Annotated in this window: 14 protein-coding genes; 9 read left to right on the top strand and 5 right to left on the bottom strand. The window is 58.7% G+C overall.

What is annotated here, in order from left to right; all coding sequences use genetic code 11:
* The first annotated feature begins 3 nt into the window (after window positions 1-3).
* Window positions 4-1,068 (top strand): flagellar basal body P-ring protein FlgI, encoded by a 1,065-nt coding sequence (locus V8J83_RS11585; RefSeq protein ID WP_439649785.1) that lies wholly within the window; start codon window positions 4-6, stop codon window positions 1,066-1,068.
* Between the two features lie 256 nt (window positions 1,069-1,324).
* Here V8J83_RS11585 and V8J83_RS11580 read toward each other — a convergent pair whose 3' ends face one another.
* Genes V8J83_RS11580 through fliF form a run of 5 tightly spaced genes read right to left on the bottom strand, consistent with a single transcriptional unit; the run spans window position 1,325 to window position 5,140 of the window.
* Window positions 1,325-1,798 carry a hypothetical protein gene (locus V8J83_RS11580; protein ID WP_339986478.1) on the bottom strand — a complete coding sequence of 158 codons (474 nt, stop codon included), beginning with the start codon at window positions 1,796-1,798 and terminating at the stop codon, window positions 1,325-1,327.
* Between the two features lie 25 nt (window positions 1,799-1,823).
* Entirely contained in the window at window positions 1,824-2,552 is a 729-nt protein-coding gene (gene fliP / locus V8J83_RS11575) for a flagellar type III secretion system pore protein FliP (protein WP_339986476.1), read from the bottom strand.
* Window positions 2,539-2,820: a FliM/FliN family flagellar motor switch protein gene (locus V8J83_RS11570; RefSeq protein WP_339986475.1), complete on the bottom strand. Its 282-nt coding sequence runs from the start codon at window positions 2,818-2,820 to the stop codon at window positions 2,539-2,541. Before V8J83_RS11570 ends, fliP begins: the two co-directional genes overlap by 14 nt.
* Window positions 2,820-3,416 (bottom strand): hypothetical protein, encoded by a 597-nt coding sequence (locus V8J83_RS11565; RefSeq protein ID WP_339986473.1) that lies wholly within the window; start codon window positions 3,414-3,416, stop codon window positions 2,820-2,822. Before V8J83_RS11565 ends, V8J83_RS11570 begins: the two co-directional genes overlap by 1 nt.
* Window positions 3,417-3,424: 8 nt before the next feature.
* Window positions 3,425-5,140, bottom strand: coding sequence for a flagellar basal-body MS-ring/collar protein FliF (gene fliF / locus V8J83_RS11560; protein WP_339986472.1), 1,716 nt, complete (start codon window positions 5,138-5,140; stop codon window positions 3,425-3,427).
* 122 nt (window positions 5,141-5,262) lie between these two features.
* Between fliF and V8J83_RS11555 the strand changes: the two genes are divergently transcribed.
* The 8 genes from V8J83_RS11555 to flhB all read left to right on the top strand — a co-directional run bounded on the left by V8J83_RS11555 (window position 5,263) and on the right by flhB (window position 14,064).
* On the top strand, window positions 5,263-5,772 hold the full coding sequence (locus V8J83_RS11555) for a flagellar basal body-associated FliL family protein (RefSeq protein WP_339986471.1): 510 nt from the start codon (window positions 5,263-5,265) through the stop codon (window positions 5,770-5,772).
* Window positions 5,773-6,300 carry a DUF6468 domain-containing protein gene (locus tag V8J83_RS11550; RefSeq protein ID WP_339986470.1) on the top strand — a complete coding sequence of 176 codons (528 nt, stop codon included), beginning with the start codon at window positions 5,773-5,775 and terminating at the stop codon, window positions 6,298-6,300.
* A 2-nt stretch (window positions 6,301-6,302) separates the two neighbouring features.
* Window positions 6,303-6,920, top strand: a complete 618-nt coding sequence (locus tag V8J83_RS11545) for a MotE family protein (protein WP_339986469.1) — start codon at window positions 6,303-6,305, stop codon at window positions 6,918-6,920.
* Between the two features lie 42 nt (window positions 6,921-6,962).
* Window positions 6,963-7,829: a flagellar motor stator protein MotA gene (gene motA, locus V8J83_RS11540; RefSeq protein WP_339986467.1), complete on the top strand. Its 867-nt coding sequence runs from the start codon at window positions 6,963-6,965 to the stop codon at window positions 7,827-7,829.
* Entirely contained in the window at window positions 7,826-10,027 is a 2,202-nt protein-coding gene (locus tag V8J83_RS11535; protein ID WP_339986466.1) for a hypothetical protein, read from the top strand. Before motA ends, V8J83_RS11535 begins: the two co-directional genes overlap by 4 nt.
* A 160-nt stretch (window positions 10,028-10,187) precedes the next feature.
* The gene (gene flhA, locus V8J83_RS11530; protein WP_439649784.1) at window positions 10,188-12,212 is read left to right on the top strand and encodes a flagellar biosynthesis protein FlhA; all 2,025 of its coding nucleotides are present in this window, start codon (window positions 10,188-10,190) and stop codon (window positions 12,210-12,212) included.
* Window positions 12,209-12,979 (top strand): flagellar biosynthetic protein FliR, encoded by a 771-nt coding sequence (locus tag V8J83_RS11525; RefSeq protein WP_339986464.1) that lies wholly within the window; start codon window positions 12,209-12,211, stop codon window positions 12,977-12,979. The genes flhA and V8J83_RS11525 overlap by 4 nt, the downstream gene beginning before the upstream one ends.
* Window positions 12,979-14,064, top strand: a complete 1,086-nt coding sequence (flhB, locus tag V8J83_RS11520; RefSeq protein WP_339986463.1) for a flagellar type III secretion system protein FlhB — start codon at window positions 12,979-12,981, stop codon at window positions 14,062-14,064. The genes V8J83_RS11525 and flhB overlap by 1 nt, the downstream gene beginning before the upstream one ends.
* Window positions 14,065-14,076 lie beyond the last annotated feature (12 nt).

Raw genomic sequence — 14,076 nt, 5'->3', positions numbered from 1 at the left:
CTCGTGGCGACCGCCACCGCTGCAACACCTATCCGCATCAAGGATCTCGTTGAATTTGACGGCGTACGCGGCAACGACTTGGTCGGCTACGGGCTCGTCGTGGGCCTGAATGGCACGGGGGATGGCCTCAGAAACGCGCCCTTCACCGAAGAGATCATGGTGAATATTCTCGAACGGCTTGGCGTTAACGTCACGGGCGAGCAATTCCGCCCGCAGAATGTGGCCGCGGTCATCGTAACCGCAACGCTGCCACCATTTGCTCGACAAGGCGGCCAGATCGACGTCACCGTTTCAGCAATCGGCGACGCTGATAGTCTCTTGGGTGGCACCCTGGTGATGACCCCTCTCACAGCTGCGGATGGCGAGATCTATGCGGTCGCGCAAGGAGCTGTCATTGCCGGCGGCGCCACGGCCGAAGGCGACGGCGCTCAAGTGACCCAAGGCGTGCCAACGGCCGGTGTTATCCCGACTGGTGCCCGTGTCGAGCGGGAGGTTGAATTCGACTTCACTGCACTGGGCCAGATACGGCTCGCGTTGAGATCTCCGGACTTCACTACAGCGGCCCGTATTGAGGCAGCCATCAATGTGGAGTTCGGAGGTTCTGTCGCTGCGATGCTGGACTCTGGAACAGTACTTTTGGATATCAACCGAACGCGCGCGCCCTCGCCTGCTCATGCGATTACACGGGTCGAGAACATTCTGGTTGAGCCGGAAACGCGGGCACGCGTCGTCGTTGACCAACGCTCAGGTACCATCGTCATGGGTGAAGACGTCCGGATAAGTCGCGTTGCGGTAGCGCAAGGCAATCTGACCTTGCGGATTCAGGAGACCCCGATCGCCGTGCAGCCCAACCCATTCGCCGAAGGGGAGACCGTGATCCTTCCACGCACAAACGCCGAGTTGATCGAAGAGCCAGGAACGGGCTTGGCGGAAGTGTCAGGCGGGACCTCGCTCTCGGAAGTCGTCGGGGCACTGAATGCGCTTGGCGTGTCTCCAAGAGACATGATTGATATCTTGTCGAGCATTGAAGCCGCCGGCGCCTTGCATGCAGAATTCATTGTTCGGTGACGCGCCAGTTGTTTGGCGGTAAACTAGTGACCTAGCAAAAACTGCTTCAGGAATGCGCGGATATCACGCGGCGCTTCCAAGCCCTTAATTCGACCATGTTTCGCCGCAACAACCTGATCAAAAAATCGACGGTCTGGTAGTCAGATAGGCCCGCAGCCTGTCCCGTAGTTCGAGCCATCTTTCGGATCGGGGTCGTACTGGAACATTCCCTGCGTCCAATATCGCCCCCAGAAGCCCACCGGTTGCCAAGACCGACTCAACGAATTCTACGAAGCACAGCTCTTGCGACTGGTCCTGGAAGAGCTTTCATCGCATGCACCCGGTCTCCGCGCGGCATCTTGCACAGGAGGTGTGCAATAACCGCAGGGTGTTCCAAGGCAAGATTTGATGGCATCCCAAGCCCGCTTAACCGGTCTTCGATTGTCACCCGCTTAGTCCCTTGCGAGGGGTTTGGCTTGACGCCTTCTCCTGCCAGATCTGAAATGCTTTCATCTTTGGAGGGGACATTTTCTTCGGCATTCAGGCGGAAGCGCTCGAGCAAGCGGTTACGGTGCCACTCGGCACGGGAAGGATCGGGCTCTGTGACTTCGGAAGACGATGCTGGCCCATCAGCAGGCTGCTCCGATTTCAATTTCGCCAGCGTCTCCGGCCCGAGGATCGCAGAAAGGATACTGAGCTTCTCTTGCCGGGAGGTGGATGCTTTGTTTTGACGGTCGGAGTTCTGGTTCATGGTCGTTTCCCGAAATCTGAAGTGGCTAGAAATAGCTTCTCACAAGCGCCCCGGTGATCAGGGTCCATCCGTCTGCCACAACGAAGAAGGCGAGTTTGAAAGGGAGCGAGACGATTGCCGGCGGCACCATCATCATCCCCATGGACATCAGGATAGCCGCTACAACAAGGTCGATCACCAAGAACGGAAGGAAGATCAAAAAGCCGATCTGGAACGCCCTTTCGACCTCGCTGAGCATGAATGCAGGTATAAGGACCGAAGCGTCCGGATCATCCGCCGTCGTTTCCGGGCGCATCTCCGCCAAACTCACCAATGTCGACGTGTCCACGCGGTTCAACATGAACCCCCGGAACGGCTCGTAAATCTGAGGAATGGCCTCCTCGACTGTCAAATCGCCTGCAATCAGAGGGGCAACCCCAATGCTGTAAGCCTGCTCAAAAACCGGAGCCATCACGAAGTAGGTCAGAAAGAGCGCCAGGCTGACGATGAGCATGTTAGGGGGTGACTGCTGTAACCCGATTGCCTGCCGCAGGATCGACAGAACCGTTACAACAAAGGGGAAGCACGTCACCATGATCGCGAGACCAGGTGCGAGACTGAGCAAGGTAATGAGTGCAATGAGCTGGAAGGTCCGCGCGGTCAGACTTCCGCCATCACCGAGATCCAGCGTCACTTCCTGAGCCACCGCACCGCCCGGCACGGCCAGTACAAGCGCGATCGCGAAAAGGAACGCCGCGGCGTTAACCTGCCGCATCGCCGCGATCCATGAGTTCCGTGACCCGGACGGCCAATTGACCTTCCCGGTCTCCGTCCAGCTCAACCAATTCGCCTTCGGCAATCATCTTGTCGCCGACCCAAAGGCCTACTTTGTCTTCGATGCGGCTGTCGAGCGGCAAGACCGTCTCAGGATCCATGGCCAACATATCCGATAAACGCGGGCGTGCCTTGCCGACGCACACCCGGATTTCGATTGGTACGGAATGAAGGGCGGAATTGCGCCCGGTCGCAGCAGCATCGGCCATCACGCGGCTCCTTGTGAGACGAGGGGATCATCGGTTTGGGATTGGAAAGCGCAGACGGCTTCCGTGATTTTTCTGGTGATGTCAGACAAGTCGATATCGCGGCGTTCTGATCCGACGCGCAGAGACACCTGGGTCTCCGAAAAGGCCGGTTCGGCTCGCACCGAAACGTCCTCAAACCCTTCGGCTTCAAGAAGTCGTTGGACGCTTTCGCACGACGCTGGAGCCGCCATGACTTCGATTGAGGCAGACGCGTCGTGTTGAAGGAGCTCGTGCAACTCTTGCGCGGCCATCGGGGCGACAGAATCTGAAGCGAGACGCGGCAGCAGCGCCGTGACAAGTTCTTCGAAAAAGGGGGCCAAGGAGGCGAGAATATCTTGCCGTGCCGTGGAATACGTCAGTTCCGCTTCACGCAAGCGTTTCGCAAGGTCGGCCCCGACTGACTTGCGCACTTCTTCTTCCGCAGCTGCGCAATCCGCCCATCCTGATTTGTAGCCGGCTTCATAGGCATCGAGAGCTTCTGCTTCGTCAGGCACCACAGCGGAGACGGAGTCGCGCGGCACTGGCGAATCACCGCCTGCAAAATCCTCCAGCGACAAAGACCGGTTCATTGCGGTGCCTCATCATCTTCGTTCATCCAGTTGCGAAGAATCTGCACGGTTTCCTCTTCGCGCTCCTGGATCAGGAGTCGCAAACGCTCGACTGGATCCATTTCTGTCAGGTTCTGGGCCGCTTCCTCAGACATCGCACCTGCCATCATCATGGGCAGAGCCCGGTCGAAGGCGTCTCCGATGTTTTCCGGCCGCGTGGATTTCTCTTCTGAGACGGCTGGGAGGCTTTCCGTTTGTCCCGCATTACTAGCAAAAGCAGCCTCACCAAGGGCGGCGATCGGGTCGATGGCGGGGTCGGTCGCGCCCGCCGGTGCGGGCAAGCCTGGGCTTGGTTCGAGCGGCGGCAGGTCTATGGAACGTGCCGCAGCATCTCGACTGAACGAAAGCATCGGGCGCAGCAGGCCGAAAACAATGGCCAGCGCCACGAGAGACAAGAGCGCGGTCTGGACAATGCGTCCGAGATCAAGATTGAAGCGATCGGCAAACCCCGCTTCGGTCAACTCGGTGACTGCGGCCGCGTCGAAGGCCATGGATTGGATGGTGACGACATCACCCCGGGTTTCGTCATACCCGACGGCCGAGCGAACCAAGTTGGTGAGCGCTTCGACCTCGGCGTCGGCCCTTGGAACCGTTTGCACAGCCCCGTCGGCGCCGACTTCTTCGACCCCGTTCAACAAGACCGCGACCGTTATGCGACGAACGGCGCCCGGCTCGCGCTCTACCTCACGTTGCAGTTCCGACATATCGAAGGTCACGCTTTCGCGCGACTCGGTTGATTGCGCAGACGAACCTTCACCGGCTGCACCTTCCCCATCGGGCAGGTTTGAGGCGACCGTTACGCCGCCACCCGCAGCGTCGCGCGATGTGTTATCAAGCTCTTCCGTTTCGGTTGCGATAATCACGCGGCTATCGGGATCAATCACACGCTCCAGCACCGTCTCGCGCGCCATTTCCAACTCTACAGACACCTGCACAACCGCATTCCCAGGACCAACCCGCGCCGCAAGCAAACGCTCGATATTGGTGCGCATCTGCTCGGCCCGACCAGCAGCATCAGCGGCAGGGGACATTTGATCCTGCGCCCCCATAACCTGGCCCGAATCGGCATCTATAACGGTCACGTTGTCCGGGCTGAGGCCTGGAACGGACGATGCAACCAGATACCGCAATGCTTGCGCGTGTCCGGGCGCCAAACCGCCGGCAGAAGGTCTTATCGCGACCGAGGCAGTGACATCGCGGATGGGCTGGAACGGGTCGGCAGATGGGTTTGCGATATGCACACGCGCCGCGCGGATTGCGGGCGAGGAGATGATCGTGCGCGACAGCTCGCCTTCCTTGGCACGCCAATAAGCGGCGTCGAACATCTGCGATGTGGTGCCGAAACCGGATAGCGAATCGAGCAATTCGTAGCCTTGCGGACCGTTCGCAGGCAGGCCCTCGCTGGCGAGCGCCAACCGAAGCGCATCCCGCTCGCCGCTGTCGACGAAGATCGAATCGCCTTCAACACGATGCATGACACCCCGCGCAGAGATTGCTTCGACGACATCCCCCGCAGCCGCAGCATCAAGGCCACTATACAAAAGCGTATAGGAGGGTTGGGACGCGATCCGCGTCAATATCAGAAGGACAATCCCAAGGGCCGCGATGCCCCCGATAAGGAGCCCCCGACGGCGTCCGTCCATGTCATTCCAGAGTTCAAGCAGCTTGTTCACCGCAGCACCATTTTTATCGACCCGTTCTGGCCCGTTGCTTCGGTGATAGCCGCTGTACGCTTAACAATCGGTTAGTGCCTTGCCGCTAAAAAGATGAAGAACGAAACAAGATCGTGAGAATCATGGCGGACGAAACCGAAACCGAAGAACCTAAAAAGAAGAAGGGTTTACTCATCCCGCTTCTGATCGGTGTGCTTCTGGCCGCTATGGGCGGCGGCGGTGGCTTCTGGGCGGTGACCCAGGGTCCTTTGAGCGGTGGCACGGATGAAGATACTCATGAAGACGTCGCGGGTGATCACGGCCAAGACGATCAAGGCGGCGGGACTGTCGCTGATGTTGCATTCATCCAGCTTGAGACACTCGTCGTTTCGCTCGGCTCCGAAAATTCGGGGCGGAACCTGATTTTCACCGCCGCGCTGGAGGTCGCACCCAGCCATCTGGAGGAGGTGACACGCCTTAGTCCTCGCGTGCTCGACGTCCTGAACTCCTACCTCCGCGTCGTCTCTGTCTCCGAACTCAGCGATCCCACAAGCCTCGCCAGGCTGCGCGCGCAGATGCTGCGCCGCATTCAGGTGGTCACAGGCACTGGGCGCGTTCGCGATCTGCTTGTTACACAATTTCTGGTGAACTGAATGACTATTCTCTTAAACTACGGCGCCGATATTCTGGTGATCCTCGCAAGCCTTGGGGCCATGGGCTACTGCATGGTGCTGTCTCGCAGGCTTAATCGTTTAACAAGTTTCGACAAGGGTTTGGGCGGAGCCATTGCGGTCATGTCGAGCCAGGTCGACGAAATGAAAGCCGCCTTGCGAGAGGCAAAAGCGGGCTCAGATGGGGCCGGAAAACAGCTCCATGATCTAGTGCATCAGGCACGCGACATTTCGACTGAGTTGGAGATGATGATCGCCGCCTGCCACGATTTCGCAGAAGAGGCGATCGCGGCACAGACCACCGACCCAGAAATCAGTGCCGAAATCCCACCCGCATCAGAATCCCACCAGATCGTTGAACCCGCGTCTCAGGAGCCCGTCACCGAAGAAGCCCCAGTATCCGATGTGACCCCGATCTTTGGGTCGCGACGGGCAGCAGCGGACGCGTCTCAATCAAATGAAACGGTGCCAGCGCCCTTGTTCCGGCATCGCAGGCCTTTGGCAGTCTGATCATGGCAAAAAAGAAGAAAACCAGGCAACTGAAGCGCGGGAGTCTCCTCGTTACACTCGGTATTATTTTTGCAGCGTCCATCGTGTTGCGTCTCGGGACAATGGAGCTTGAATTCGTCACGTCGGCGTCCGCGTCCGATCCCGAACCCATGCCTTCAGTGATGGGTCCGACATCGCCGTTACGCGCTGCGATGGACGAAGTGACGATGTTACGGGATCGCCTTGCGGCACGCGAAGCCGAACTCGATGACCGGGAACGCGCCGTCGACGTTGCCCAAGTGCTGATCGATGAACGCCTTGCGGCATTGGAGGCTGCGGAACAACGATTGCAGGCTCTAATTCAGGTATCGGATACCGCCGCAGAGGGCGATCTGGCCCGGCTGACCGAAGTCTATGAGACCATGGGCCCGGATCAAACGGCAGCCCTATTCGCCCAAATGGACCCGAATTTCGCGGCAGGTTTCCTGACGCGCATGTCGCCTGCCGCGAGTGCTGCGATCATGTCCGAACTGGACCCAGCCTACGCCTACGCTGTCTCGGTCGTGATCGCGACCCGGAACGCAGGTGCTCCAACACTGGAAAACCCGGACAACGGGCCCGCGGCAGACACGGATTCTTAATCTCTGACTGCCAAACCAGATTGATATGCAGGAGAATCCGCAATGCTCGGAATCGTAGGAATTCTGGTCGTCTTGGGAATGGTGTTTGGCGGCTACAAGCTCGCTGGTGGCAAATTCGGCATCATTATCAAGGCGTTGCCATTCGAAATGATGATGATCCTCGGCGCCGCCCTGGGGGCCTTCCTGATCTCAAACGACAAGGGCACGATCAAGGCCACGCTGAGTGGTTTGAAGAAGGTCTTCAAGGGCCCCTCTTGGAAGGACGAGGACTACCAACAACTCCTGTGTCTGCTCTTCGAATTAATCCGCCTACAGCGACAGAACGCGGTGGCCGTAGAGGAACATATAGAGAACCCCGGCGAGTCCGAAATCTTTGGCCGCTATCCCCGAATCCTGGCCGATCACGAAGCGGTCGAACTGATCTGCGACACGATGCGCGCGGCGGCGATGAATTACAACGATCCGCATCAGGTCGAAGAGGTTCTAGACAAGCGACTCGAACAGAATGTGCATCATCAAATGCATGGCAGCCACGCGATGCAAACCGTGGCCGACGGCTTGCCCGCACTCGGGATCGTCGCCGCCGTTTTGGGCGTCATCAAGACGATGGCGTCGATTGACCAACCACCAGAAGTTCTTGGCGGCCTGATTGGCGGTGCGCTTGTCGGGACGTTCCTCGGCGTGTTCTTGGCATACGGTTTCGTGGGCCCCTTTGCATCCAAGATGAAAGGGGCAATCGAAGAGGATCACCAATTCTATCTTTTAATCCGCGAGGTCCTCATCGCAAACCTCCACAACCACGCAACAAATATATGCATCGAGGTCGGCCGCCAGAACGCCCCCCACCATATGCGCCCGAATTTCAACGATCTGGAAGAGGCGTTACGCGGCCTCAAGCAAGCCGCATGATGCGCGCGCTCGTCCTTGCCCTGACCTCGGCAATTGTCGCTCACAGCGCATCGTCCCAGACATTGCGCGTTCAATCGGGCGATCACAGTGGGTTCACGCGGTTGGTCCTTTCCATCGGCGCAGATCGAGAGTGGGATATCGTCCAAAGCGATCCACGCACGTACCTTTTGACGGTCGATCCAGCCGTGGACGCGTTTGATACTTCTGCAGCGTTTGACCTCATTCAACGCAACAGGCTTGCCGCCCTTACCTCCGCTGGCGGTAGCCTGACGCTTTCACTCGCCTGCCCTTGCCAAATCACCGGCTTCCGGCATCAGGAGGAATACCTTGTTCTGGACATCGCTGACCCTGACCCGGCCACCGTCCAAGCCGAAACCGAAGCCGACGCTACACAGACTGAACCAGAATTCGAAGACGAAGTTGCCGCGTCAGATGACAGGCAGCGCGCAGCCGAAGCTTTGCCGCAACTGGCAGATCTTTTGCGCGCGCCAACCGAGCTACCGGATTTCAACAACACCCCCTTCGTCCCTTCAGAAGTCGAGCAAGCGACGCCTGATGAAGGCTTGACGACAAGCGTGCCAACGCAAAACCCGAGCCTTGAAGAAGCCGCAGAAATCATGGCCGAACAATTGGCCCGGGCGGCTGCGTCAGGTTTGCTGGAAGCGTCTCTTGGCCAATCGCAAAGTTTCGCTGATCCGGTGAGCACCGGCGCCCCAGAAACCGTCGCTCCCGATACGCACGCCGAAGAAGCGCACGAAAGTTCACATGAGACGACGGCCGATCATCATGAAACCCGGACCCCTCACCCCAGCGCAGATGAGCTTCCGGTTCGCACACATACCGCGCTGGATCCGGCGGTTTCTTTCGATACACCTCTCGCGGTTGCCGACGTTCCAGGCGCCTGCCGCGCCGAGCCGTTCGATGCGCGTGAATGGGCCGAAACCGAGAGTTTCGAACAGGGTTTGGGGGAGCGTCGCCTTGCCCTTTTCGATGAGCGGGATGCCATGACCCAGGACGGCGCGGAGGCGCTGGCCCGTTACTACCTTTATTATGGATTTGGGGCCGAGGCGCAGCATTGGTTGCTGCAAATGGATGAGCCGCCGCAAGACTTTCTGAACATCGCCGAATTGGTCGACGGTTCCGAAACCGCAGATTTTGTCCAGGTCACATCAACGGCCGATTGCTCTCCGGGTGAGCTTTTGTGGCGCTATGTGGCCGGTGCCGTGGAAGTTGATCTCAACAGCGATGATATCGCTGCGATACAGCGCGCATTTTCCGAATTACCGGCGCATCTGCGAGACCTTCTGGGTCCAAGGCTGGCACGCAGATTGCACTCCGAAAGGCATGGACCAGCCGCGCGCAATGTGCGTGAAATCCTGCATCGTGGTGGACGGGTCGCCGCAGCAGAACTGCAATTTCTCGATCTAGATCTCGGTATTTCTCTTGCCTCAACCGAAGAGGAAACCCGAACCGCCCTGTCCGACATGCTCACCAATGGCGGGGCGAATGCGGTTGAAACGATGGCCCAAGCCCTCGCTTTTGATCGAAGCGCTGGCGTGTTGCCGACGATGGAGCGTCTTACTGCAGCTCAAGCCCTTCTTCGGGAGACCGGGGATGGGCCACGGAGCGCTCTTCTCTGGCAAGAAACCCTCCTTGGCTACGCAGCACTTGGGGCTCCAGACACAGCACTTTCCATGCTGAGCGACCCCGCCCGTGCAGGAAGCGCCCGGGAGGCCGCCTTGACCGAGCTAATAGCAGAACGGGTCGCGGTCGAAGACACCGCAGGCTTGCTCATCTTGGCCTATACATTCGGCTCAGAGTGGCGGCCCGAAGGATCGGATGCAGGTCGCGCGCAAGTCGCAGCCATCGGATTGCTGCGCGACGAAGGTCTCTACGAGGCAGCACAGATCCTGCGCGATGTTCGCCGACCGCTCATTTTGCCAATCCGGGAAGATGACGAACTTGGCTTGCCGGACCCAGTGACCGAGGCTTGGGAATCCGCGGATTGGTCAAACTTGGCCGAATTGACTGAAGGTCCACACGCAGACGTGGCTACACGTATGGCCGCGCGCTCTTCCGAAGCAGGACCCCCTGACACGATCCAACAGGATCTCGCCGCGCTCGATGCCACCGTGGCGGACAGTCAATCACTTCGTGAAGCGATTGCAGCACTTCTTAACGACCCAAACCCTCAATGATGCAAGAACTTGGAAATAGTAGAATGCTTTTCATCCTTTCATCGAATTTGCATCAATGCCTCCGCATTTCGGATCCGCGCCCACCCTTTAACTTGGCGAGTTCGGATAAATGAACGCGCGGGCCATATTCCATCCGACCATTCTGTTTGCGCTCGCGCTGATGGCTGTGATCATCATGATGATCCTACCGGTTCCGTCGATTATCCTCGACCTTGGCCTCGCCGCATCCTTCGGTTTGGCGATCCTCATATTCACAGTGACGTTGTTCATAGAACGCCCCTTGGATTTTTCTGCCTTCCCGACGGTTCTCTTGGCGTCGTTGATGCTCAGACTGTCGCTCAATGTCTCCTCGACGAAACTGATCATCGGTCAGGGTCATACGGGAACTGACGCCGCAGGTGGGGTGATCGAAGGCTTTGCTATGTTTGTCATCGGAGGCTCGGTGGTGATGGGCCTGGTCATTTTCTGCGTTTTGTTGATCGTGAACTTTATCGTCATCAACAAGGGCGCCGCCCGCATGGCCGAGGTGGGGGCCCGTTTCGCCCTCGATGGGATGCCGGGCAAACAGCTGGCCATCGACAGCGACATGGCCGCCGGAGCCATCGATCACACCGAAGCCAAGGAACGGCGAGAGCGAGAGCAAGCGGAGACAACCTTTTTCGGGTCACTCGATGGTGCGTCAAAGTTCGTGAAAGGCGATGCGATTGCGGGATTGCTCATTACCCTGCTGAACCTCGTGGTGGGGTTGATTATCGGAACGACACTCCATGGTATGCCGATCGGTCAGGCGTTTGAAACCTACACCATCCTCACGGTCGGCGACGGCCTTGTCAGCCAGATCCCCGCAGTGATCATCGCCATCGCGTCCGCGTTGCTGTTGGCGCGCGGCGGCGCAACGGGTGCCACGGATACCGCCCTTCTGTCGCAACTGGGCAAGCACCCTTCGGCCCTCGCCACGGTCGGGATTCTGATGGGTATCTTCGCACTCGTTCCCGGCCTTCCCGTGTTTCCGTTTCTGCTTGGTTCAGTCGCTTTGGGTACGGCAGCCTGGTGGCGCATGAAAGCCATGAAAGCCGAAGAGCTGCCCGAGGTCCCTGCTTTGGAAGCTGCGGAAGAAGGCCTCGCATCGACCGGTGATCTGCTGGATGTTGATGACATTCATGTGGAATTTGCCCCCGACCTCGTCAGCCTTGCGCTTGACCCCGCGACCGGGCTTGACGCGAGGGTCAAGAATATGCGGGAGCACGTTGCCCGTGCGTTCGGGGTCCTTTTGCCTGAGATGCGCCTGACTGATCGCGGGGACTTGCCGCCCGGCACATATTCCATCCGCTTGCTGGGTGTTGAGCATGCAACAACAACCCTCAAACCGGCCCATGTGCTGATGCTGACCCAGGATGGCGCGGTTGATCTGCCGGAAGGCTTGGACACTTCGGAACCGGTCTATGGCGCGCCAGCCCGATGGATCAGTCCCGCTGATCGCGAACGCGCCGCGCTGGCGGGCATGACTGTTGTCACGCCATCTGAAGTTCTGGCGACACATCTCTTGGAGGTTCTGAAACGCAACCTCTCCCGCCTCATGACCTTCAAGACATTGCAACGGCAGCTCGACGCTTTCGTTACTTTGTCCGACGGCACCCGATCCGAGGAAAACCGCCGTCTTCTGAACGAGTTGGTCCCCGACAAGGTGCCGCTTGACTTGCTTCACACCATCTTGCGGCTCTTGTTGGCCGAACAGGTTTCAATCCGAAACCTACCGCTCATCCTTGAGGCAATCGCGGAATCGCGCGGCGCGTCGTCCCAGCCGGAAATGATCTGCGAACACGTGCGGCAGCGTCTTGGCTTCCAGCTGATTGCCGAGATCCGGCGCACCGACGGAACTCTACCCCTGGTTCAATTGTCCAGTGACTGGGAAGATGTCTTTCTGAAATATCAGATCGGCGGCGACGCAGGGTTGCCCGAAGTGGCCCTTCCGCCAGACGAATTCAACGCGCTTGCGAAATCGGTAAGCGAGAAGGTCGCCACCGCTAGCGCAAAAGGCACCTACCCCGCCGTTGTGACATCTGCGATGAGACGGCGTTTTCTTCGAACCGTCCTGACCGCGCGAGGGATTCCAAATCCGGTTTTGTCATTCGAGGAAATCGGGCTCGACGCAAAACCGTCGCTGGTGGGTTTGGCCGCCCCATGACAGCGCTACTGTCGGATATTCTGGCGATCTCGCAAATCTGGCTCGCGACAGCTGTGGCTGTTTTCCTCAGGATCGGTGCCTGCTTCATGGTCTTGCCTGGCTTCGGGGAACAGATGATCCCGATCCGCATCCGTTTGGGCGTCGCCTTGGCGTTTACCGTATTTCTGACCCCGATGTTGCAAGGAACCCTTGGGCAGATTGACGTTCTTCCACCAACCACGGCGTTCTTTTCGGAAGCGATTTCGGGGCTGATCATCGGGTTGGCTTTGCGGCTTCTCGTACATGCCCTTCAAATCGCCGGAACAATTGCCGCACAATCCACATCACTCAGTCAGATCATGGGCGGCGCCACCCCGGATCCGCTACCTGCGATGGGTGCGATCCTTATGCTGGGGGGGCTGACCCTTGCAGTGTTGTCCGGCTTGCATCTCCACCTTGTCCAGACATTCCTTCGCTCCTACGAGATCTTGCCATTTGGGGATCTTCCCGGGCCTCGGGATCTTGCTGGATGGGGCGTCGCCCAAGTCAGCAGTAGCTTTTCACTCGCGATGTCGCTGGCTGCCCCGTTCCTGATCGCATCGCTGCTCTACAACGTGGCCCTCGGTGTCATTAACAAAGCGATGCCGCAATTGATGGTCGCCTTCGTGGGCGCCCCCGCCATCACGTGGGGTGGGATGGTACTTTTGTTGGTCACGACGCCGTTCATTTTGCCAGTTTGGCTCAACGCGTTCGAAGGCGCTTTGGCGGCTCCCTTGGGAGCGCGATGATGGACGACTCGCAGAGCCCGTCAGATAAGCCATTCGACCCAACGCCACGAAAACTGGAAGAGGCACGAAAAAAAGGTGAGATCGTTCGATCGGCAGATCTCAACACCGCCGTAGCATACGGAGGATTCCTATTGTCCGGCGCGATGCTAGCGCCTTGGATCATGGACAAGATTGGGATGCTGACACATGCCAGCCTTGGACGCGCTGACACATTGGCGCCAGCTCTCCTCAGCCCAGGTGGGGCGGTGCCCGCAGCCGGCTTGTTGTCCGGGCCCCTTGTTGCAGCGGCCGCTGTCACGTTGATACCCGCGGCGTTGCTGCTTGTCTCACTGATTGCCCAACGCGCGCTTCTTTTTACCCCATCGAAGCTCGCGCCCAAAGCCAACCGCATCTCGGTTCTGGAGAATGCGAAGCAGAAGTTCGGCTCACAGGGCATGTTCCAGTTCGCGAAATCAGCCGTGAAGCTGTTTCTGGTATCCTTGTTTCTCGCGTTCTACCTTTGGGCTCGCGCCGAGGCGATCCTGGTGTCGATTTACGCCGCGCCAGGGCAAATCCTTGCGATGCTGGGGAAGCTTTCTCTTGATTTTCTTGCAGTCATAGCCGGGATGACTGCGCTGATTGGTGTCGCAGATTGGTTTTGGGAATGGAGTCAGCTGCAACTGCGCAATCGCATGTCCTATCAGGAGCTGGTTGATGAAACGAAAAGCTCTGAAGGCGATCCCCATTTCAAACAGGAGCGCCGACAAAGGGGCCAATCCATCGCGATGAACCAGATGATCGCTGACGTTCCGACCGCTGATGTGATCGTCGTGAACCCAACCCACTATGCGGTCGCGCTGAAATGGAACCGATCCGAAGGCGGTGTGCCGATTTGCGTTGCGAAAGGCGTCGATGAGGTTGCCCGTCGGATCAGGGAAGCAGCTTCGGAAGGCGGCGTTCCCATCTTTTCCGACCCGCCGACGGCGCGCGCGCTGCATGCCTCCATCGAGATCGGAAACCCGATCCCGCCCGACCATTATCGCGCCGTTGCCGCGGCGATCCGGTTCGCGGATTTGATGCGCAAGAAGGCGAGGTCCCAGCGATGAGCAATAGGGACG

Source organism: Gymnodinialimonas ulvae (assembly GCF_037543845.1).
Classification (GTDB): Bacteria; Pseudomonadota; Alphaproteobacteria; order Rhodobacterales; family Rhodobacteraceae; genus Gymnodinialimonas; species Gymnodinialimonas ulvae.
Note: the sequence above shows the minus strand (reverse complement) of the source record. Positions and strands in the feature narration are given on the sequence as shown.

Bases quoted from the DNA above. Each gene is read 5' to 3' on its own strand.
- V8J83_RS11580 (WP_339986478.1), bottom strand. From the start codon at position 1,798: ATGAACCAGAACTCCGACCGTCAAAACAAAGCATCCACCTCCCGGCAA.
- fliP (WP_339986476.1), bottom strand. From the start codon at position 2,552: ATGCGGCAGGTTAACGCCGCGGCGTTCCTTTTCGCGATCGCGCTTGTA.
- V8J83_RS11570 (WP_339986475.1), bottom strand. From the start codon at position 2,820: ATGGCCGATGCTGCTGCGACCGGGCGCAATTCCGCCCTTCATTCCGTA.
- V8J83_RS11555 (WP_339986471.1), top strand. From the start codon at position 5,263: ATGGCGGACGAAACCGAAACCGAAGAACCTAAAAAGAAGAAGGGTTTA.
- V8J83_RS11550 (WP_339986470.1), top strand. From the start codon at position 5,773: ATGACTATTCTCTTAAACTACGGCGCCGATATTCTGGTGATCCTCGCA.
- V8J83_RS11545 (WP_339986469.1), top strand. From the start codon at position 6,303: ATGGCAAAAAAGAAGAAAACCAGGCAACTGAAGCGCGGGAGTCTCCTC.
- motA (WP_339986467.1), top strand. From the start codon at position 6,963: ATGCTCGGAATCGTAGGAATTCTGGTCGTCTTGGGAATGGTGTTTGGC.
- V8J83_RS11535 (WP_339986466.1), top strand. From the start codon at position 7,826: ATGATGCGCGCGCTCGTCCTTGCCCTGACCTCGGCAATTGTCGCTCAC.
- flhA (WP_439649784.1), top strand. From the start codon at position 10,188: ATGGCTGTGATCATCATGATGATCCTACCGGTTCCGTCGATTATCCTC.
- V8J83_RS11525 (WP_339986464.1), top strand. From the start codon at position 12,209: ATGACAGCGCTACTGTCGGATATTCTGGCGATCTCGCAAATCTGGCTC.
- flhB (WP_339986463.1), top strand. From the start codon at position 12,979: ATGGACGACTCGCAGAGCCCGTCAGATAAGCCATTCGACCCAACGCCA.